Annotated in this window: 16 protein-coding genes; 7 read left to right on the top strand and 9 right to left on the bottom strand. The window is 42.1% G+C overall.

Annotation, left to right across the window (positions count from 1 at the left end; genetic code table 11):
* Positions 1-35: 35 nt before the first annotated feature.
* Positions 36-1,826: a cytochrome-c peroxidase gene (locus QT327_RS18425; protein ID WP_289553653.1), complete on the top strand. Its 1,791-nt coding sequence runs from the start codon at positions 36-38 to the stop codon at positions 1,824-1,826.
* 8 nt (positions 1,827-1,834) lie between these two features.
* Here QT327_RS18425 and QT327_RS18420 read toward each other — a convergent pair whose 3' ends face one another.
* Together QT327_RS18420 and QT327_RS18415 are read right to left on the bottom strand one after the other, a co-directional pair.
* Complete coding sequence (locus tag QT327_RS18420; protein ID WP_289553652.1) at positions 1,835-2,695, bottom strand: hypothetical protein; 861 nt, start codon at positions 2,693-2,695, stop codon at positions 1,835-1,837.
* A gap of 16 nt (positions 2,696-2,711) precedes the next feature.
* Positions 2,712-4,853 carry an endonuclease gene (locus QT327_RS18415; RefSeq protein ID WP_289553651.1) on the bottom strand — a complete coding sequence of 714 codons (2,142 nt, stop codon included), beginning with the start codon at positions 4,851-4,853 and terminating at the stop codon, positions 2,712-2,714.
* 93 nt (positions 4,854-4,946) lie between these two features.
* Between QT327_RS18415 and QT327_RS18410 the strand changes: the two genes are divergently transcribed.
* From QT327_RS18410 to QT327_RS18385, 6 genes are all read left to right on the top strand, one after another.
* Complete coding sequence (locus tag QT327_RS18410; RefSeq protein WP_049794994.1) at positions 4,947-5,861, top strand: zinc metalloprotease; 915 nt, start codon at positions 4,947-4,949, stop codon at positions 5,859-5,861.
* On the top strand, positions 5,854-6,159 hold the full coding sequence (locus tag QT327_RS18405; RefSeq protein WP_041387333.1) for a lipocalin-like domain-containing protein: 306 nt from the start codon (positions 5,854-5,856) through the stop codon (positions 6,157-6,159). Before QT327_RS18410 ends, QT327_RS18405 begins: the two co-directional genes overlap by 8 nt.
* A 12-nt stretch (positions 6,160-6,171) precedes the next feature.
* Positions 6,172-6,540, top strand: a complete 369-nt coding sequence (locus QT327_RS18400) for a hypothetical protein (RefSeq protein ID WP_149105389.1) — start codon at positions 6,172-6,174, stop codon at positions 6,538-6,540.
* 447 nt (positions 6,541-6,987) lie between these two features.
* Complete coding sequence (locus QT327_RS18395; protein WP_149105388.1) at positions 6,988-7,620, top strand: hypothetical protein; 633 nt, start codon at positions 6,988-6,990, stop codon at positions 7,618-7,620.
* 193 nt (positions 7,621-7,813) lie between these two features.
* Entirely contained in the window at positions 7,814-8,665 is an 852-nt protein-coding gene (locus tag QT327_RS18390; protein ID WP_149105387.1) for a helix-turn-helix domain-containing protein, read from the top strand.
* Positions 8,666-8,730: 65 nt separating this feature from the next.
* Positions 8,731-9,702, top strand: coding sequence for a DMT family transporter (locus tag QT327_RS18385; RefSeq protein WP_246860263.1), 972 nt, complete (start codon positions 8,731-8,733; stop codon positions 9,700-9,702).
* Positions 9,703-9,754: 52 nt separating this feature from the next.
* On the opposite strand, the gene QT327_RS18380 is transcribed toward QT327_RS18385, so the two are convergent.
* From QT327_RS18380 to QT327_RS18350, 7 genes are all read right to left on the bottom strand, one after another.
* The gene (locus QT327_RS18380) at positions 9,755-11,284 is read right to left on the bottom strand and encodes a DUF5689 domain-containing protein (protein ID WP_149105385.1); all 1,530 of its coding nucleotides are present in this window, start codon (positions 11,282-11,284) and stop codon (positions 9,755-9,757) included.
* Positions 11,285-11,289: 5 nt separating this feature from the next.
* Positions 11,290-12,807: a SusD/RagB family nutrient-binding outer membrane lipoprotein gene (locus QT327_RS18375; RefSeq protein ID WP_149105384.1), complete on the bottom strand. Its 1,518-nt coding sequence runs from the start codon at positions 12,805-12,807 to the stop codon at positions 11,290-11,292.
* 11 nt (positions 12,808-12,818) lie between these two features.
* Positions 12,819-16,268, bottom strand: coding sequence for a SusC/RagA family TonB-linked outer membrane protein (locus QT327_RS18370; RefSeq protein ID WP_289553650.1), 3,450 nt, complete (start codon positions 16,266-16,268; stop codon positions 12,819-12,821).
* Between the two features lie 215 nt (positions 16,269-16,483).
* Positions 16,484-17,455, bottom strand: coding sequence for a FecR family protein (locus QT327_RS18365; protein WP_289553649.1), 972 nt, complete (start codon positions 17,453-17,455; stop codon positions 16,484-16,486).
* A gap of 57 nt (positions 17,456-17,512) precedes the next feature.
* Entirely contained in the window at positions 17,513-18,127 is a 615-nt protein-coding gene (locus tag QT327_RS18360; RefSeq protein WP_149105381.1) for an RNA polymerase sigma factor, read from the bottom strand.
* A gap of 109 nt (positions 18,128-18,236) precedes the next feature.
* On the bottom strand, positions 18,237-19,349 hold the full coding sequence (locus QT327_RS18355; RefSeq protein ID WP_149105380.1) for a metallophosphoesterase: 1,113 nt from the start codon (positions 19,347-19,349) through the stop codon (positions 18,237-18,239).
* A gap of 27 nt (positions 19,350-19,376) precedes the next feature.
* Complete coding sequence (locus QT327_RS18350) at positions 19,377-21,137, bottom strand: RagB/SusD family nutrient uptake outer membrane protein (protein WP_289553647.1); 1,761 nt, start codon at positions 21,135-21,137, stop codon at positions 19,377-19,379.

The raw sequence follows: 21,137 nt of genomic DNA, 5'->3' as shown, positions 1-21,137 counted from the left end.
AAGGCTACAAGGGTATTTTAGTTTTTATATCGCTTATGGCGCATCGGCATTTTATTCTATCGACTTTGCTTGTTGCACTCATTTTTTTGGCAACGCTTTGTTCACCCAATGCAACAGATACAGCTGCAAATAGTAAGGATTATGCATCAATAGAGATACAAAAGCTTACCGTTCTTGTAAATGATTCATTGATGCCCTTAGCTCAACAAGGCAAGGACATAACAGCTGTTAAAAGATCTTTTTTGGCATGTAGAAGGCAATTCAAGAAAATTGAATATTACTTGGAGTATTTTTTTCCCACGACGGTGAAAGCCTTGAATGGCCCTCCCATAGCGGAGATTGAACTTGGTGAAAATTTAATAGAGCCTCCAGGAGGATTTCAGGTCATTGAAGATTATCTCTATAATGAATTAGATACCGCCGCTCGTGCCGAAATGATTAATGAAATCAAAAAATTAAGTGTAGCGCTCAAACGGATACAGCAATATCAGTTAGATTATACCATTACTAGTGCGCAAGTATTTGATGCGATGCGCTTGGAGATTTTCCGGATCACCGCATTAGGCATTACCGGATTTGACGCTCCCTTATCTTTAGAGTCTGTCCCCGAAGCCGCTGCCTCTCTGGAAGGTTTACGAAACACCCTCTCCCTTTATACAAAACATGATGACGTGTTAACAGCTATCGACCGGTCAATCTCCTATTTAGAAGACCATAATAGTTTTAATGGCTTTGATCGTCTGACTTTTATTACGGACTACTTGAATCCACTCAATGCGTCTCTACAAAAATTACGCAAACAATTAGGCTTGCCTACCGTACCGAGTCTTTCTGCGCTGAATGACGATGCCAACAGTCTTTTCGGAAGCTCAGCTTTAAACGTGAACAAGTTTGTCAGCAATAAAAACGACTATTTTTCAAACGAAAAGGCGACACTTGGTAAAGCTCTCTTTAACGATGTCCGTCTATCAAACGGAAACCGGAAAAGTTGCGCCAGTTGCCATCATGCTGATAAGGCCTTTACAGATGGGCTGGTAAAAGCAAGGGGAATTGACACTAAAAAGAGCTTACTTCGCAATACACCCACCCTTACCTATGCCGGTTTTCAACGAGCATTTTTTTACGATCATAAAGCAGGCACACTGGAGGACCAAGCGTTAGATGTAGTACACAATGAAATGGAAATGAAAGGTGAATTGACCATGACCGCTGAGGAACTGCAGAAAGACAGCACGTTTGTAGCATTTTTTGACCGAGCTTACGGTACTAGTTCCGGAAAGATCAATCCATGGAAGATTCAACATGCACTTGCGGCGTATATTCGTTCTTTGGCGCCTTTTACCTCAAAGTTTGATCGATATATGGAAGGCGACCTTAAACAATTAAATGAATCAGAAAAAATAGGTGCCAACTTGTTTATGGGAAAAGCCAAATGTGCTACTTGCCATTTTATACCACTTTTCAACGGAAGCCCGGCACCTCTATTCGATAAGACAGAGGCAGAAGTGTTGGGTGTCCCGGAAAAACCGGATACACTGCATGCAACCTTAGATAAGGATATGGGTCGGTATTTGTTAAATCCATACGAACAGTACGCTTACGCTTTCAAGACACCGACACTGAGAAATATTGCGAAAACGGCTCCGTATATGCATAACGGGGTTTATAAAACGTTAGAAGAAGTAGTGGACTTTTATAACCGCGGAGGCGGTGCCGGGATTGGTATTCATTTAGACAACCAAACACTTTCGGATCAAAAATTGAATTTATCCGAGCAGGAAATTCGGGATATCGTCGCTTTTATGCAAGCCTTAAGCGATGAGTAGCCAGCAAGTCACTTATAGAGATTTAAAGACAATAACCAATATTGTTGCTTCGCTAAGCCCCTTAGTGGATCGGAACCGTAATTGAAAGAACCACCCAAGCTCACTCTAATCGGTTTATCAACCAGAAACCACTCAACCCCACTTTGCAATAACTGTGTATAACCCTCGTCAATATTCGTCGAATTAACTAAATCGGTACGCCCGGTATAGTCAACGGCAATACGCAGCAAAGGGTCCGGTGTAAGCGTTTTCTTTCGGATAATATCGAAGTAAGCGGAAAGGGTAAATAAAGGACGCAAAAGTAGCCCTTGACTAGCCTCATCAAAGGCTTGCATAGTTTCCTGTATCTGAAATCCTAAAAATGGGGAAATATAAAAACGACTGCCGGTATCAGAGGCAAATTTATAGGTGTTAATTGGGCCACGATCACCCATAAACGTAAACAGAAAATTACCCATCAATGAATGACTACGACTTATCTCATCATAGGTGTAACCGGCATTGCCGTTGAGAAACCATGACTTTTTTGCTCCCCGTTTTATTAATCCCGAGAAGCCATAAGCAGCTTGCATATTGTGTTGTTCGACCGCTGTGAGGGTATTTTTGTGGTATTCGGCAATCAGCGAGGAAATCCAACGGGTACTTTTGCTGCTGAGGTTCATCGATACACCTACGTTCACCAACCAAGAGCTGCTATCACTTTTTGGCAAAGTTATCTGAAACTGCGCGGGTACTTCCCGAAATTCGGCGGTTTCCATCGACTGCCTAATTTTGATATTCCTTTCAAACCAGTTTGACCAGTCTAAAGGTTGTGAAAAGGCCACGTTACTTCCAAATAGTAAGAAGTAATATAAGATTGTTTTCCTCATCGTATTCAAAGTTTGATTAAGCAATTGCTGCATACACTAAATCAATACAATCTTTTATACTGCCACACGCCTGTACTTCGCTGACGGTAATTTTACGAGGCTTGGTGCTATACCTGACGACTATATCGTTAAATGACGCGGTGAGCATCAAATATTGATTATCACTGAATTCAAAATCGGTCATTGCCTTCGTGTCTTCTACAACGGAGGGATCCGGATTGGCGTAACCATAACGCATTAGAACCGCTCGTTTGACATCCGCCGCCAAGTTCCTATTTTTTACCTCTCTCGCAGTGTGAGGTACTGCCGCTAGTATTTTTTCAGACACTTGAAAGTCTATAGAATCTATCAGCTCCGGAAAGTCAATAAAAGGATTCCTATTGCCTTGCAACAAAAATATCTCCCGATTACGATGTTTCTCGTAAAGCGTAACGGCTTGTTCTTTTGCCCATCGCTTCAATAACACGATATCTTCGTCTTTATAAACACTTATTGCATTCGGATACCGCAACAGGAAGTATAAAGTAGCCCGGGCCACAATTCCTTTGTTATTTTCGGGTTCAAACTGATCATCTTCCATATAGCCGCAAGTGGCCATTTCTTTTTCCATTTGCGATGGTATTGGTTTATATCCCTCAAAATCATAATAGGGATGATTGTTTCGAAAACTATTGCACCGAGGTTCGCAGGCAAACAGATGATGTAAATCGCCCCTCATTGGTTCACGTGCATCAAACCAAGATTGGCAAACAACATGTTCGCAATTATAGGGCAGGGCCTTCTCGATTGTCTTAAGCTCGCTCCGATAATCCTCACGGTTCATTGTGCCGGCTTTTTTACTCCATTCTATAAACCGAAGCTTACGTTCGATATCAATACGTTGATCAGCCAATTGCAACTCCTCTATGGTGAAGGATTTGCCCGAATAGATACTTCTTAACAGCCCATCAGGGTATATATCTACTTTTGGATACACATATTTAGACGGTTGATAGGATAAGGGATTCGTATGACTACTTTCCAACAGTCTTTGTAATCGGTTATAATCCGCCTCCCCCACATCGCCAACTTCTTGATAATATCTCTTTTTGTCTTCTTCATCGTCAGCCTGTGGATAATAAAGCTCGTCGGTCAACTCGACCGGTTGGGTTCCCGACTCTTTTTCTATAATAGACGGATCAGAAAGCGGCGCAAAAAATTCAGCTAAAAAGGAAAATTGTTTAATAGCATGGCTTCTGATGTCATGTATAATACTACTGACGCGTACGCCTTCGTTCTCTTGCCAATTTATCTGCATTTCTCCTTCCGCGCTGTCCCATACCGTTCCGGCAAGGTTTAAAATCTGACCTGCTGTATTATAACGGGGAACACCCGCATGATGAAGGGCTACCACTTCCCAATCGTCGTTAAAAACCGGGGCTCCGGAAGAACCACTTTTTGTATCGGCAACATAGCGAACAAATTGAGTGAGCGATAAATCCGTCACACTGTTTTCACGTAACACGACTTGTTTTGGGGAACCGTCAGCGTGTTGAATAATGGACACGTAATCACCCTCCTTAATTTTGCCTAAATCACTGCGTAAAGGTAGAAAACCGAATTGCTGTAAAAGGGCTACTCCCTGTCTATCGTTGTGATCCACCCATACAATTGTAAAATCGAGGACTTCATTGGTATAGAACAGCTTATCAGCATCAAAACGATACTGACTTGTTCGTAAAACTGCACCTGTTTCGTTTTCCTCATAGTTAAACTCGGCACTGGAATATCGCGCCCATTCGGTTGTAGGCAAAACATGATGATTAGTTAGCAGAATTTGCGGAGCAATTAAAAACCCGGTTCCAAAACCTGCAGGTCCGACGTCCGATGTAATATGAATTCGACAAACCGACTGCGCTGCTTTCGCTCCCTTGCGTAAATAATGGACATTCAATAAATCGTTCCGTCCGATGATCCGCTCCTGAAAATTCGGATCATTGATAAATTGTTCGACGGAAAGATCATGCTGTTTTAAATAGTTGCTTAGATCTAATGGATTGACCGCTGTTAACGGCCTATTTTTTATCTCGGAAGATTTCTCAACCGATGAGATCTTTTTATCTTTTTGCCGATCACGAACGCGTTGAATTTGGTCTAGGAACAGAGAAAGCATTTTCATACATGAGATATTGGCTCATTGCATTTAACAAAAATTTAAACCTATTGTTGAAACTAAAACGAGAAAAAAAAGTTTTATAAAAAAAGACCTAAAATGAAGCAAGACAAAAAAAGACGGCACTGCGCCACGATGGAAGTTTTTCATCGCCAAGCTGATATTTTTCCCGAGTATATGCGGGCGCAAGCACTTATTGAAAGTGATATCGACAAGGTTTTAGAGGGACGCAAGACCTTACGGTTTGCTGCTCCCGCTAAGATTCAGGTCGTTGTGCATATCGTCTATCATACACCAACGGAAAATATTTCGGATGAGCAAGTAAGAAGTCAAATAGACGTGTTAAACGCCGATTTTCGCCGACAGAATACGGATAAGGGAAAAGTACCCTCCGTATGGGAAGAATTGGCCGCGGATTGTTTTATTGATTTTGAACTGGCTCCTGACGGCATTACGAGAACACAGACCGAAGTGGCCTCTTTTGGCACCGACAATGCAGTGAAAAGCACCGAGATGGGTGGCATTGACGCCTGGCCGACCGACAAATACTTAAATATTTGGGTTTGCAACCTACAGGAAGGTCTCCTAGGTTATGCACAATTTCCTGGCGGTCCAAGTGATACAGATGGCGTTGTCATTAATTTCAGGGCCTTTGGTACCATGGGTACAGCCGAAGCACCTTTCAATTTGGGGCGGACTACCACGCATGAGGTAGGGCACTACCTGAATCTTTCCCATATCTTCGGCGACGGAAGAAGCAATTCCTGTGAAGATACCGATTATGTAGAAGATACGCCAAACCAATTGGGACCTAATTATGAAAAGCCTACTTTTCCGAAAATTTCCTGTAACAATGCTCCCCATGGCGACATGTTTATGAACTACATGGATTATGTGGATGACGACAGTATGTTTATGTTCACAAAGGGACAAGCCGCTAGGATGAAAGCCACTTTGCTCGGCCCGCGCGCCTCGTTACTCGCGACAAAACCAGCCATTGAAGACAATGAATAAAGAATATTTAAAAGGGAAATGGGTTCACTCTTTTGAAGAGGACAGCGGCGATGAAATGGTTTATCGACCTGAGGGGTTTTCATTGCCCCTGGCTAGAGGACGTGATAAAATCAACCTGGAAGAAGACGGAAAGTTGGTTAATTCACATCCCGGCCGCGATGATGTACCGCGATATGACACGGGATCGTGGCAGCTGGAGCAAGATAAACTCATTTTACGTTTTGATACCGATAATAAAGAGCAATACACCATCTGCGAAATCAGTACGGAAAAGCTGGTACTAAAAAGAGAGGTTTAAAGATAATCGATCATGAAAAAAATTGATAACCGGATTTTATTAATATTTCCTATATTCATTTTCGTCTATGCCCTTATTCGCGATGATAAGCACACAGAGGGACAGACCTACGCTTACTTCATTTTAGCTTCTGTATTTACCTTATTGATTGCCTTATTGCCCCGTTTAACAGAACTTACGCTAAGTGAAAAAGGACTATCGGTTAAAATGCTTGATCAGATATCCAAGCGAGTTGCAGAATTGGAAACTTTAACAGACCCAACCCATCGAGCCCAGTTGGGACGCGATAAAGATTTTGATCAAGAATTAAATGAAAAAATCGGCGCGCTAAAAGAAAGTATTGCCAACTATAAAATGATATCGGAAAGAAATTTACGCTGAAGCCTGAAAATCGTTAATACCTTTCTCGAATCTATACCGCCTTGAATCTTTAACCTCGTACCGGATATAGGTAACAGGGTCTCATGTTATTTCACCCACTGTAACCAGTTCTTTAATATAACTAAGGTTATAAAGACATAGAAAAAGAATATGAAAATGGTTAAATATCCAAAATAATCGTAATATCATCGTTTTATCATCGTAAATTTACTATAAAAATACGATAGATTTTACGATAAAAAACGGTTAATAAACGATAAAATTGAATTTTTATATAAGATCTATTTCATGTTTATTATAGCTTATTTTATATTTTGTTTATAACATGGAAATAACTCGTTGAAAGCTTGCACGTCAGGTGCTTTAAAAACGGGGTAAGAATCAAAAACAAAAGGTAACTTGCAACGTTTCTAAAAATAGAATAAAACCTTTCTAAACGCTTATATAATGAATACATATAACAAATTGGGTTGGCCCCTTGTGATGCTCTCGGCAATTACTTTGCTTACTTCCTGCAACAATAAGCCTAAAAGCGCAGACGCGACTAAAACTGAAACCGTTAGATTGTTTCCAATAGCCAGCAATCCAGATAATCCGTCTGTAATCTATCTCAGCTTAACAGACAAAAAAGATAGTGATACGTCCATTGCGTATACCGCCAAAGGGCTTTATCAAAACGACACCGTCAGTTTTTTAGTTGAGATTAGTAAAAACATTACTGCCGGCATTAACAAAGATGGTTCTGTTAATCAGAAAGATGGCTTTAAAAAAGGAAGCATCACCTTTAAAAGTGCCGGAGCGCCGAGCGACGCTTTTGTAACTGCGCTAGCGAGCTTATGGAAAGTAGATGGCATTCGGAAAATGAAAGCAGCCCCTATTCAGCCCTTGGCGTTTTCGTCGAATAAGAAGTCTTTTGATCCCAACAAACCTTCAACGAACAGTTTTAAATTGTTTTTTGATGATGACTCAGCGAGCCCCGGTGAGGTTTTTTTCACCTTTGATACGTATAAACGTAGTATACAATTTCAAGAAAAAGACACCGTACAAAGGAATGCCATTGTACACGCGCTTGGAGAATAACGATTTAGAAGAAATCGAGAAATCACAAAGGCTGCGTTTTGAGTAACGACAGCCTTTGTGTATTATAATCAACCTAAACCTTATCTCAATAACGCATTTTTATCAAATTTGTTTTACTAACCGATTTTTTTTTCACTCGTCGACTTTCATATTTTCGTTGACATCAAACTTCAATAATACAGGAACAGTTTGCATGCAAAAATTCAAAAAATTACCGGTACAGACACTTATTCGAGAACATTACCTGAGGATCGAACGCTTACAGAAAGACTATCAAAATCTATCTGCCACACCGCATCGCCATGATCATTACGAACTGGTTTGGGCTCTAGGGGATGGTGAACACTTTATTAATTTCAAGCCCTATCCGCTTCAACGGAATCGTATATATTTCCTTCAGCTCGGGCAGGTGCACCAATTCCCGGAATTTGAACGCTCAGGGTGGATATTTCTGATCAGTGAAGAATTAATGCAATACTTTTTCAGCTTACATCCACAGGAAGAAGGCAAAGGCCTTTTTGATACATTTAGTACGCAGCCTTTTGTTGATATGGATGAAGATACAATACGCTTTCTTAGACATATTATTCAGCTTCTTTTGTTAGAGCAGAATCAAAAACCGCTAGGTAAGAATATGCTTTTTCATTTAACAGCTAGCCTCTTATTACTATTGAACACCAAACATGCTTCTGAGAAAAAGTCGGTGATTTTATCGAATCCGGAGCGTAAAGTCCTCTTGGATTTGCGGAAATTGATCCAAAAGCACTACCGCGATGCACATGGAATTAATTTTTACCTTAATATGCTTCATGTGCCAGCGAAAACACTCAATAGGATTTGTCGGAAAGCAACCGGGAAAACGGTTCATGAACTTTTCGAAGATAAGCTCTTAACAGAAGCAAAAATGGCACTGTTGAGCACTTCGAACAGCATAAAAGAGATTGCTTTTGATCTAGGATTCAATGACCCCGCTTATTTCGGCCGCTTTTTTAAGCGTGTCACCGGATTCACACCACTTAAGTATAGAGCGATACACAGTGCCTAAAAGTACCGGACATTAACAGGAAATCACTATAGCCCTGTTCGCATGACTTGTATTTTTGCCTTCCTATGAAGGCACAACGGAATACAATTTTGGCAATAATAATAGGCATTACCTCCGCGCTATTTTTATCCTCTACATTTACCATCAATAGTTTATTAGCCCATACCGGTAGTCATTGGGCATGGACAGCTTGCTTAAGAAGCTTATTTATGATTCCTGTAATGCTTCTCCCGTTATTGGTTACAAAGAAATTCAAAACTTTCTGGCAGGCCATAAAGCGTTATCCTCTTTTATTTTTTAAATGGGGGAGCATCGGATTTGGGGGATTATATACCTGTATGGCATTGGCTTCTTTGCTTATTCCCGGTTGGCTAGTTGCAGCAACCTTTCAGATTAACATCTTAGCAGGCGTGCTTTTAGCGCCCTTTCTTTATAACGATCATCGAAAGAAAATTCCAGTTAGAGCTTTGGCACTTTCCTTATTAGTTGTATTCGGCGTGCTGATCATGCAACTTGATAAACTTATGCAATTGCATGACGGACGCTCCTTGATGATCAGCTTCGTTTTGGTGCTCGTAGGAGCCATTGTCTGGCCACTTGCCAATCGCAAATTATTAATAGAACTGGATAGCCGACAGGTGCCGCTAAATGCCATGCAAAGAGTGCTGGGTTTAACGGTAGGTTCTCTTCCCTTGTGGTTAGTACTTGCCACCTATGCCTTTTCGCAAGTAGGTATGGCTCCCGGACCCCAATTGCAGGCATCTTTTTACTCAGCCATATTCTCCGGTTTTCTGGGTGGAGTAGGTTTTTATAAAGCTACTCAGATGGTGAAGCACGATCCGATAGCATTAGCGACTGTAGAAGCTACGCAGGTCTTCGAAATATTTTTCACATTAATCGGTGAAATTTGGTTAATCAACGCTTCTCTACCAAATCTCTACGGTTTTAGTGGTATGCTCGTGATTATCCTTGGTATGATCTTCCAAATTTCGCTTTCTATTCAGCACGCAAAAAAGAATAAATTACGATCTGCTTAGGCTAAAAACAGGTCGGTTGACTCATAACAGACCCAACCGACCTGACCGACTGTTAATTATCCAATAACTTAGTGGCCTCTTCTCCTTCTATTTCTTCTAACTGTGTTTCTTTTGTCATTAAAAAGCTGCCTTGGCTACGTGCTTTAGTCCACCTACCAAGGGCGAGATTATACTTGCCACCTAACATATAAAAGTAACCCGCATCCGATGGCGTATGGTAGGTAAGTGCTTTTGTGTTCGTGCCGGCTCGATAAAAAGCTTGTACTGCCATATCAAGCGGATTGATAATATCATACCAATCGGTATTTGTAATAGGATAGCCTACATTGCTTCCGTTAAACAAGCTACCTCCGGTACCAACAAAGATAACATCAACCGGGACTGATTCCTTTGTAACCTCGGTACCCTCAAAAACGGCAATTCCAGATGCATTTCCGGAGTTGGCCAGCAGATTAGTTGTGGGATTACCAAAATCAAAACCTGGATTGCTATTATAGGCGTAGGCTGTAATCCAGTTTGCACTCGATATATCGGTGGAGTTTGTGCTGTTAATCCGCTTATTGGTTCCACCTACATAAAAATAGGTTCCTTTAGGAGCAAATCCTGAACTTAAGTTAAATTTATAAGTCCGTACTCCTCCCGTGGCCCAACCATTGGCGGGAAAACCTGTTGGTGTAGAAGCATTGGCATTATTGGTGGTGACCAAAGAAAAAGGTGTCTTCGAGAAATCGATATCCTGCGTAGCCATTAACTGGATGTATTCATTGTTAGCGTCCGTACCTCGAGGGTCGCTCGCAAACCCGGTGATGATAACCTTCGGAATCGCATAGTCTGAATTTAAAGCGACAATATCTGCACCGCGTCGAGGACGATGATAAGGCACTAAAGTACCGCTATCTGTAATGTGGTTGAAAATGATTCCATAATAATTGGCCATTTTATAAACTTCTTGATTTGCAAAGGCCGCTTGATTATCCGTCTCCAATGTTAAGTTACCGAAACCGTCGTTGATCGTTTTTGAGCCGCCAACTGTTTCTCCCGTCTTTGGTATCGGGTTAAAACCACCCTTAACAATGGCGACAAGTGTACTTTCATAATCATTCGGTTTTAGCAAAATCTGGTCAATAGTCACGACATTAGCAGGTAACGTCAAACCACTGGCTACACGGGTAACCTTCTCCGTACTGATACCACTTAGTTGAAGGATGCCATCCACGCGATTCATCTCAGCCCCCACCACGTCGATCACCACGGAATCCCCTGGAAGGTAATCCGCAGCTTCAGCCCCCAGAGCGATACTGATACCCCTTTGGAAGTTTAAACGGCGCTTATCTTGAATGATTAATAATCCTTCAGGCAAGTTCCCTTCCCGATGATCGGAAATAACCCATCCTGCAATTTTGCTTGAACCGCCCAATGATTCGACGGTCAGCGTCACCGGACTATCCTTATAGAGACTCCGGAGGTCATAAATACCGATGTAAGGACTTACCTCACCCCCGGGGTAATTTGTCTTGGTACACGCAGACAACAGCGTACCAACCACTAATAGTATAAGTAAATATAAACTCGTTTTCTTCATTGCATTTATGGTTTTTGCCACCAAACTTTTGTATTGATTTCATCAGGCCCCTGCTGCGCAATAGCCAGTTTGTAATTAGTAGGATTTGACGACTGAACGTACACCGGATAAAATAAGCGGGCCGGCATTTCGCCATTATTTGCTAATCCCTCACCTTTAGGTAGCACTGGGTAACCGGTTCGCCTGTATTCAAACCACTGCTGAAGATCTACCAAAAACAAAGCATAATATTTTTGTTGGTGAATACGTGCCATCTTTTCCTCGAAACCGGCCGATTCGTCCCATTGTACATCTGATGCAGCCAAATGTGCACGTATTGACACGTCCCAATTGGGTAACCAAAGTTTAATACTACTTTCCGCACCGCTATAGAAGTACTCTTCGGCAGAACCCGCCACCCAACCTCTAAGCACGACTTCTGCCTTGATAAGCTGCAGCTCAGCAAAATTCATAATTATACCGGTCAGTGGCTCTGTCTGCAAACTGTTAACCCCACTATTTTGGTCATAAGAATAGAAATAGGACATCCGGGTATATTCTTCAGTCCCTGCTGCATAGCCCGATGGCACCCCCACAAAATTTCCCGAAACCGGAGCGATTCCCCAACGATTAATGCCTGAAGTTCCGTATTCCGGGATATTAATGCGTGGATCATTCGTATCACGCAAGAAATCAATAAAAAAACTACAGATTCCTACTCCCCTAAAATCTTGTGCCCTGGTGTTCATATAGGGTGAGCGATAGGCACCTTCGCCTGTCCATCGCAAAATGGCAGAATCATCGTTATTTGTAAATACAGGATATTTTGAACTATTGGTTAAGATTTCCTGTATTTTTGAGATCACCATATCCTGCACATCCGCCTTGTGCGACGCACGCAACAACAACCTTAAGTAGAGCGAATTACACAATTTACGCCATTTACTAACATCTCCACCGTACACAGGGTCATGTATGGCTTCAATAATATCGTTACTGCTTAGCAATGTATTAGCAGAATCTAGCTTCTGATACATATCTAAATAAATGTCCTTTTGCGCATCGAAACGAGGTTCCAAGATCAGGGAGTCGCGTCCCAAGTTCGATTGCGAATAAGGAATATCTCCATAGGTGTCTGTCAGAATAGAGTAAGTCCACGTTTGAAAAAGCAGCGAAATTCCTTGATACGAACGATTAAAGTTTATCCCTTCGAGTGCTTTGAGATAGAGATCTTTGTAGTTAGTAAGCTCCGTATAGTGGCTATTCCATAAATAGTCGGCCCAGTTTCGCCGAAAGTCATAACGAAACACTTTTCCATCCCCGTCACCAAGTGATACTGTTACTTGCATCAGTTCATTATTGAAGGTGCGGTTGCGCGCCATGTTATAGCTCACCGAATTGATGAGCGCATTAGCCATAAACTGATAAGGATAAGCTTCCGTTGTTTTAGTAGGATCTGTATTTAATTCCTCAAAGCCTTTATCGCAGCTGCTGAGTAATGCAGCGACAAGGAGCAAAAGACCATAAATAATATTTCTCTTCATTTTTTAATATTTTAGAAGCTAACAATCAAATTAAGTCCGTATGTTCTGGTAGAGGGGAACTGAGCAATTTCAAAGCCTTTTACGATATCGCCCTGATCCAAGGTACCGAACTCAGGATCAAATGCCGGCCATTTTGTCCATACAAAGAGATTCCGTCCGTATACTCCAAGCGTAACACGCTCTACCCCCCAACGGGATATTAATTTGGCAGGTAATGTGTAATCAAGCCTTGCCTCTCGAAATTTGATAAAATCGGTCGGATAAGTGCTTCCCTCCGCATTATCAGCGCCGTAGTGCGATCGGTAATATTCATCAATATTGGTTGCGATCACATCGTTAGGCCGATAGCTACCATCGGGATTCTGTATCACACCATTGCCAATGATGCCACTATACCGCCCAGGCAAGGTATTCTTGGTTTTCCCCTGTTCTGCCAGCTTATAATGCGTGAGGGAGTGTGCTACGGCGCCCCATTGCGCATCAAAAAGCACATTTAACCGAAGATTTCGATATGAAAAGGTATTACCAAAACTGATTTTCCCCTTAGGAATGGTGTTACCCAGATAAACAACATCATTGGTTAATCGAGCGTAGCCAGTTTTTTCATCGTAAATTACTTGACCATCTGGTGCGCGTAGATATCCGATCCCATAAAGATCGCCCATACTGCCACCTACATGGGCTACCAGTTGACCCGAACCGACTGAACGTTGTTGCAAAACCAACGAACTATCAGCCAATTCTTCGATACGATTCCGGTTCGCACTAAATGTAATCATTGACGACCAGCTAAACCCATCTTTGTTCTTGATCTGATCGGTATTGACGGCCACTTCTATTCCACGGTTGCTTACTTCGCCAATATTCATCAGGTAATTTCGATACCCCGAGGCGGCATCGATAACGCGATAAAGATGTTGGTTAAACGTATTCCCTTTGTAGACCGCCACATCTACATTAAATCGGCTGTCAAACAATCGAACGTCTGTACCCAATTCAATGGAACGCGTACGTAACGGCTCTATAAAAGGGTTAGTTAAGGTTGTAGGATTCGCTAATGAACCACCGATAAGGCTATTAGGTGAGGTGTAAACAAATTGCGTTTGATAAGGGCGTTGTACACCCGATCCAACTTCAGCATAAGAAGCACGAAGCTTAGCAAAGCTGATGACATGCGGTAAACTGAAAAACTCCGACAGGATAAAACTTCCATTAACAGATGGGTAAAAGAAGCCTTTACTTTTATTAGGATATTGTGGGGTGGCGAGTGTGCTTGTCCAGTCAATACGCCCCGTAACATCCAGGAACAAATAATCACGATACCCGCTGGTCAGTAATCCGTAAAAGCTGTTAATTTCAAAGCGATCGATTACCTGATTAGTGGCCACCCCATATTTCGAATTATTATGATTGTAAACCCCGGGATAGCTCAAGCCATCTGAAGTAAGCGATTCACGGCGATATTCGTTTTGCAGCGTACTTCCACCAAGTGTTGCTCCGAAATCAACGATCCCTTTTGAAATTGTGTTGTAACGTAATAAGAAATCAGCTGAAGATTCTTTCGAAAAAATATGCTGCGTGCGATGACTTCCTTCAGGTAATTTTGAACCCGCGTCATACGGACGATTTTGGGTCCTGTTTTCATTTGAAAAATCCAACGTTGTACGAAGCTGCACACTGAAACGCTTGTCGAATTGATAGGAAGCCTGTGCATTACCGGTAAAAGTATGTCGATTATTGCTATTAATAAATTCATACGATATCGCATAAGGGTTTTCCGGATAGGTGCTAAAAGGATACTTAATAGCCAATCCTTCTTGGCCATTTACCCAATAGTTTCTCAGCCAATTTAAATCAGCACTCGGTTGCCAGAAAATAAACCAATACATGAGCGATTGGTTTCCATAACCAGCTCCCGGCAAATTATCGCTCCAACGGTTGTTGTAATTAATTTTTGAGCTGATGCTTAGTTTTTCGCTCACTTTAGAATTTACCGATAAAGCAAAGGTGTTCCGTTTATACCCTGTATTGGGCGTTATCCATGAATTATTTACATTGGTTGCCGAGAAGCGCGCTGTGGTATTATCAGTGCCCCCATCGATAGTAACGCTGTTTGTAAATGTTTTACCTGTTTCGAAGAAATCGGTTATATTGTTATAAGGAACCCAAGGCGTTCGTTGATCTCCCACCGCCTGTTTAATAGGATCATATTGGAAAAAGGATTGCCCGTCAAATTTAGGTCCATACGCGGAACTTGTTCCACTGGTACTTGATCCATCTACCGATGCTCCGTAAGAATAGTAAGCCGCCCCTCCAAGACCTTGCCCATATTCGTATTGTAGATCCGGCCAGCGATTCACACTTTCCATTGAAAAATTAGAATTAACCGTAACACCCAATCCCTTCGATTTACGTCTACCCGACTTTGTGGTGATGATTACCGCGCCATTTGCTGCTCTTTGGCCGTATAGTGCGGCCGCTCCCGGTCCCTTGAGTACCGTGACGCTTTCGATATCTTCCGGATTAATATCGTCCAAGCCAGAACCATAGTCTGCCGGCATATTATCGCTTCCTGTACCATATATTGCATCGGAGCTGTTTCCCGAACGGCGGCCGGATCCATTGTTGATGACAACTCCATCTACAACGATCAGTGCTTCGTTTTCGCCGGTAAGGTTGTTTTCGCCGCGAAGAATAATTTTAGTTGACCCTACCGGACCAGCGTTAGAGCGCATTAAATTTAAACCTGCCACTTTGCCTGATAAGGCGTCCATCCAATTACTCGATAAGGCTTCTGTTAGCTGCTGACCTTTGACAGTTGTCGTGGAATAGCCTAAAGCCTTTTCTTCGCGCTTGATCCCTAAAGCTGTTACAATCACTTCATTTAATTCGCCCACTTTTGCTGTAAGCGCGATGCTGATCGGAATATTTTTCTCCGGCTCAACAACTATATTTTGTCGCTCGGTTTCAAAGGCTAGGTGACTAACTTCCAAGCGATAGTTACCGGGTACTAAGGATAGGCTAAAACGTCCTTCCGTATCGGTAAGCACAGCGCGATTAGCTTCCATCGCACGAACTGTTGCGTCAGCTAAGGGCATACCATCTTTATCGGTTACCTGTCCGATAACTTTGACTGCTTGCTGTCTCTTATTTAAGATGATATAGCCATTTGCCTCTGTATATTTAACCGGTGAATCATGAAAGAGATATTGTAAAATATGTGCTACCGTTTCCCCCTCAAATGTCTGATCGGGCACGCGTATTTTACCCAATCCAAGTTGTTCTGCGTGATAAGCAAATCGGATCGATTGCTTTTCCAGTTTTTGTATGGCCGACCAAGCATTGTCGCCCGTTAATGTCAGGTTTACTTCCCTCTCCAATAATTGTGCAAGTGCTCCATTGGCCCATAGGCTCTGAGCGATCAGTAGTACATTAAGTAGAATTATGTAAGATATTCTCATTACTTGTTTAAAGTACTCGTTATTGATTTTCATTAATTACAATCTGTGCTACGACTCCCGAATAAAAAAGAATAACAAAAGATTAGTAATTCGTATTTTTATCACGTAAAGTAGCTTTGTTTAGATATCATTGCTATTTATAAGGACAGCAACGGTTCGAAGGTATGCTGTCTTTTATCACGCGGTTGACGACTTGCCTTGTCAACCGCTACTTATCAATAAATTATAATTGCATTTTCCTCCTTTCTATATCGGTTTTTATGAATAGCACAAAGTGCTTTTACAAAGTCATCATATCTGGTATGTCTATCCAATTGGATGCTGTATCGTTGATGAAATATGGCCTCATTATGGGCTTTCAAATGCAAGCCATAGGTATGACGAAAAGCGAGCGCTAATTCGGCAAAGGATGCTTCACTAAAATAGGTAGTACCTGATGTCCAAGCGGAGCGGACCTCGGGGTCGGCCTCCCGTGTAAAATTGGTACCTTCAACTTTGTTATACACGACTTCCTCTCCCCTGCTTAGCGTTCCCAATGAATACCCGTCAACACGCCTTACCTGAACCATCCCTGTTGAAACTGATACACGTAGTTCGTCCAGCTCCTTATAGGCATGTACGGTAAACGATGTTCCTAATACACGTGTTTCTATGCCCTGAGCGTGAACAATAAAAGGTTTGGTCTTGTCCGGGCTCACAGAAAAGAACGCTTCACCTTCCAAAAGTGTTACTTCTCGCGTCTCCCCATGCTCAAAGGGCTTAAAGAACCCGATCTTGGTATCGGTATTCAACCACACCTCGGTGCTATCAGGTAAGGTCACCTTTTTTAATCTTCCCGCAGCAGCCGCTACCTCTACCCATTCCCGTTTTTCGGAAGGCAATTTCTCCCCGTTTCGGACAATGAAGAGCCATGCAATCATTCCGGTTGTGCATAATAGAATTGAGGCAGCAATTAGCTTGCGGAATGGTAGCCATCGCATTTTTCTAACGATTGGATCTTCATGGAGGAATAGCTGCTTTTGTATATTGGTGTGTAACTCATTACGGAGTATCTTCCGCTGTGTGTAAGTTAAGCGTGGGGAGTCATCAAAAGAATTATACCAATCGTCTACCAACCGGCGCTCTTCGGGAGTAGCCCTTTTTGTATGGTATTTCCGTAATAGTCTTCTAAATCGATTTGCGTACACGTATTCGTCTTTTATCGATACGTCTACAAAAAGGGCTCAAATTACTTCTATAAATTGTTATTTATTTATTAACAAATCGTTAAGCGCCTGAAGAAAAACAATGGTTGTGGGCAATGCAGCGCCTTTTAATCGAAGCAGCATTTTTTTTCGTAAGCGTTTACCTGCTTCTGTATGCAAATTGCTTACTGTTTGTTCGGCAAGGTTCAGCTGCTTAGCAATATCTGAAATACTCTGATTTTCCAAACGCAAAAGAAGTGATTTCCGCATGTTTTCCGGCATAGCATTTAATGTTTCATCAAAAGCGTCCTCTACCTCCTGGTAGGCGGCAGCATTGTCGGATTGCCATATCACCTTACCCATCTGTTGCAGCACATATTCAAAGACCCGCCGTTTAACCTGTTCCGATTGGAAGTAGTCAATAAGGCGATTTTTTAAAGCACCCGTTAGATATTGAATCACGCTGGTACGAATGACAATGTGTTTACGTCGCTCCCAAAAGTTAATAAAGACGTCCTGTACAATATCTTTCGCTACGTCCTCATCTTTGGTTCGGTTCCACGCAATAATGTAAAGCGCCTCCCAGTGTTTGAGGTACAATCTATTAAACAGTGATCGGTCGTCCTGTTTTTGAACAGCCTCCCACCATCGAAGTTCGAGCGTTTGATACACCATAGTTTAAGATTGACATGGCAAAGGTATGTTTACAAGGTTAAGCTATTGTTAATTTTAAAAACGGTGAAAAATGGTAGCAGGAAAGGGGGGATCTCCCCCTTTAAGTTTATTAATCAAATTCGATAATAAATTCATTCCGACTATCAGTTTTCCAGGCAAATTGCTGTGTGGTTGGTGAAGCGGCAAAAAATGGCGAGAAGGTCTTCACTTTTACGGTTTTATTATCAGGAAAAAATTCCAATATACGTAACCAGCCATCTCCACCATTTCCATTACGATGACCTCCTCCCATTGACTGGGCATCAAACAACATCTGATGCACCTTCTTACCGGCGTCGTTCTTATCAGCTCGATAACCTTCGCCCGAAATATGGCCACATAAAACAAGCTCAATATTTGATGCCGGCTGTACCAGTTTCTCCCATATATGCTTTCCATTATTGGCAGAAGGCAGCTCAATGGTTGGTGATTTTTGTATGCGATTATGGATAGAATAAGGCTCATAGACAAACCATTTTGGTTTGCCCGTTGTTCGCTCATCTTTGTTGTTCAGGTAAGCATGCGTCATCAATACAATACGATGATTCTTATATTGTTCCATATTGGCAATCGTTTTGGCCCATGTCAGCACGGTATCCCGTGGCGCAAACTCGATAGTTAGGAATAAATAGTCTTTCCCATTCAGTGAACGCATCTCGTAAGCTGAATTTTCCAAAGTCGGTTCGCCTATTTCATTTGTACCATTTTGTGCTATGATCTTTCTGTTCATCCAATTCTTATCAATTTTAAAAAACTTATTGAACTGTGATGAACGTTTGCCTTCCCGGTCAATGCTGTAGTCATGATTTCCTGTTGCTGTAATATATGGAACTTTGCCATCCAATTTACCGAATGATCTAGCGATTGCTTCCCACTGCCGTTCCGCAGATTGATTACCGTCTTCGCCTCTATTGATAATATCGTTCTGTTCGACTAAATCGCCAACGCACATCACCATTTTAATATTTAGGGTATCGATATTTTCTTCGATCCAGGCCATCATTAAATCCAGTATAGGTTGATTTCTGCTCCATTTCACATAGTTTTGCGGATCGGGGATCATAATCATAGACCAGGAATCCTTCTGTTCCAAGGCAGGTTTACGGTAAGCTTCTTGCGCTGTAGCAATCTTTATGAAAAAAAACAGATTTAGGGTTAGCAGTATAGAAAAAATTCTTTTCATTTTATTTGTTTTAAAATTAGTAATCGTTTAATAACCGGGATTTTGGGTCAAACTCTTATTCGCATCCCTTTCAGCTTGTGGAATGGGCCATAGTTCATCTTTATTTTCGCGATAAACAAGTTCCTGGGTATTAAAATACTGGGAGGCCTTACCATGGTTATATATTGGTGAGTAATTTTCGTCAATATCCACAAGAACATCTTTCGTCCACGTATTGGCGGATCGATTTAGATAAAGATAACCGTTCATGATTTGAGGAGCCAAGTTCCAACGTCGGATGTCATACCAGCGAAGACCGTCGTTACACAATTCAATTTTACGTTCGTAACGAAGTGCCGTACGCAATTGAGACTGTGATAAATTTGACGCAATCGGCGGCATGTGTGCCCTTGAACGGATCTTATTGATAGCCTCATAAACGGATTCGTCTATGTCATTCGCTTCTATTTTAGCTTCTGCATAAATCAACAGCAATTCAGCGTAGCGAAAAATACCAACATTCAAATCAGACACGCCGGATGCTGAGTTGATCGCATAATCCGCGTTATCTGTATGCTTTCTCCACAAATAACCACTAAAGGAACGATAAGCATTCGTTGCATCGGTATTGTTCACCACCGCAGGTGTATTGCTTTGCCCCGCTATAACCGGCCAATAGTTATTCACTTTCGCGAAGCTTGCATTCGGTTCATACTGTATTCCCATTAAGCGCGCATGAGGGCGAGCGCAGTACATATCCAGTCGCGGATCTCGATTGACAAACGGATTGGCCGGATCATACAAAGGAGATTCATCAATGGGAAGCCCATCGATTGCCTGAAAAGAGTCGATTAGGTTTTGTGTAGGCCCCCAATAACTTGCGCCTTTCCCTAATCGCGAAGCCATATAATACCCTTGATTATGGGTATTACCGCTGATGGTTTGGTTATACTCGGCCACCCAAATCCATTCTTTACTGGATTGATAGCCTGCATATCCAAAAATATTGGAGCAAGCCGGTTCACCTTCCGCATGGGTTTTGTTACAATAATCCAAAGAAGCATCAAATGCCGTGAGCTCATAAACACCTTCTGCCAGTTCCAAGGCCTTGGCCGCAGCCTCAGCAGCAACCGTATACTGGCCGCTATACAAGGCCACGCGTGCTTTTAACATATAAGCGGCTACCCTTCCAACCCGTACATTTCCATATTGCGTTTGCGCTATTGGAAGACGATCAGCCACCGCTGTCATTTCGTCGATAATCCATTGCTGAATTTCCATTTTAGCGGTGCGGGGCAGATTGGTATCGTTTAAGCCAAGTGCATGTAATACAAGTGGCACATCCCCGTATAATTCAATTAGTTGTGAATAACAATAAGCGCGGATCACCCTTAACTCTGCATCCAGTTGATAGTAGCTATCTTCCGGCATTTCCACTTTTATATTTTCTAAGTTGTCAAGTACCGAATGGCATCGGGCAATCGTTTTATAATGCGCCTCCCAAGGTTTGATGGCTAAGGCATTATCAGTAGTCAATGAACTGGTTATCGGCGACGTATAGTTATTCCCCGGACGCGCATAGCCGATATCGGTTATATTATCCATCACATGCCAGATGGGCGTACTGGCTGCATCCAACAAGGTCAAGCCTTTATAGGCACCATATAAACCCATTGTTGCTTCTTCTTCCGTCGCCGGAAAAGTGCCTGTTGTTGGGCCATTTAAGGGGAACTTATCCAGTTCGCAGCCCGAAAAAAGTACAACACTTATTAATGTCGCGGTCGATAATATTTTTTTAATAGCAATCAT

Origin of the sequence: Olivibacter sp. 47, assembly GCF_030372825.1 — a bacterium.
GTDB lineage: Bacteria > Bacteroidota > Bacteroidia > Sphingobacteriales > Sphingobacteriaceae > Olivibacter > Olivibacter oleidegradans.
This window is presented reverse-complemented; position numbering and strand designations above follow the sequence as displayed.

What these genes read in the sequence shown, in the direction of transcription:
- QT327_RS18425 (WP_289553653.1), top strand. Translation starts at nt 36, where the DNA reads ATGGCGCATCGGCATTTTATTCTATCGACTTTGCTTGTTGCACTCATT.
- QT327_RS18420 (WP_289553652.1), bottom strand. Translation starts at nt 2,695, where the DNA reads ATGAGGAAAACAATCTTATATTACTTCTTACTATTTGGAAGTAACGTG.
- QT327_RS18415 (WP_289553651.1), bottom strand. Translation starts at nt 4,853, where the DNA reads ATGAAAATGCTTTCTCTGTTCCTAGACCAAATTCAACGCGTTCGTGAT.
- QT327_RS18410 (WP_049794994.1), top strand. Translation starts at nt 4,947, where the DNA reads ATGAAGCAAGACAAAAAAAGACGGCACTGCGCCACGATGGAAGTTTTT.
- QT327_RS18405 (WP_041387333.1), top strand. Translation starts at nt 5,854, where the DNA reads ATGAATAAAGAATATTTAAAAGGGAAATGGGTTCACTCTTTTGAAGAG.
- QT327_RS18400 (WP_149105389.1), top strand. Translation starts at nt 6,172, where the DNA reads ATGAAAAAAATTGATAACCGGATTTTATTAATATTTCCTATATTCATT.
- QT327_RS18395 (WP_149105388.1), top strand. Translation starts at nt 6,988, where the DNA reads ATGAATACATATAACAAATTGGGTTGGCCCCTTGTGATGCTCTCGGCA.
- QT327_RS18390 (WP_149105387.1), top strand. Translation starts at nt 7,814, where the DNA reads ATGCAAAAATTCAAAAAATTACCGGTACAGACACTTATTCGAGAACAT.
- QT327_RS18385 (WP_246860263.1), top strand. Translation starts at nt 8,731, where the DNA reads ATGAAGGCACAACGGAATACAATTTTGGCAATAATAATAGGCATTACC.
- QT327_RS18380 (WP_149105385.1), bottom strand. Translation starts at nt 11,284, where the DNA reads ATGAAGAAAACGAGTTTATATTTACTTATACTATTAGTGGTTGGTACG.
- QT327_RS18375 (WP_149105384.1), bottom strand. Translation starts at nt 12,807, where the DNA reads ATGAAGAGAAATATTATTTATGGTCTTTTGCTCCTTGTCGCTGCATTA.
- QT327_RS18370 (WP_289553650.1), bottom strand. Translation starts at nt 16,268, where the DNA reads ATGAGAATATCTTACATAATTCTACTTAATGTACTACTGATCGCTCAG.
- QT327_RS18360 (WP_149105381.1), bottom strand. Translation starts at nt 18,127, where the DNA reads ATGGTGTATCAAACGCTCGAACTTCGATGGTGGGAGGCTGTTCAAAAA.
- QT327_RS18355 (WP_149105380.1), bottom strand. Translation starts at nt 19,349, where the DNA reads ATGAAAAGAATTTTTTCTATACTGCTAACCCTAAATCTGTTTTTTTTC.
- QT327_RS18350 (WP_289553647.1), bottom strand. Translation starts at nt 21,137, where the DNA reads ATGATTGCTATTAAAAAAATATTATCGACCGCGACATTAATAAGTGTT.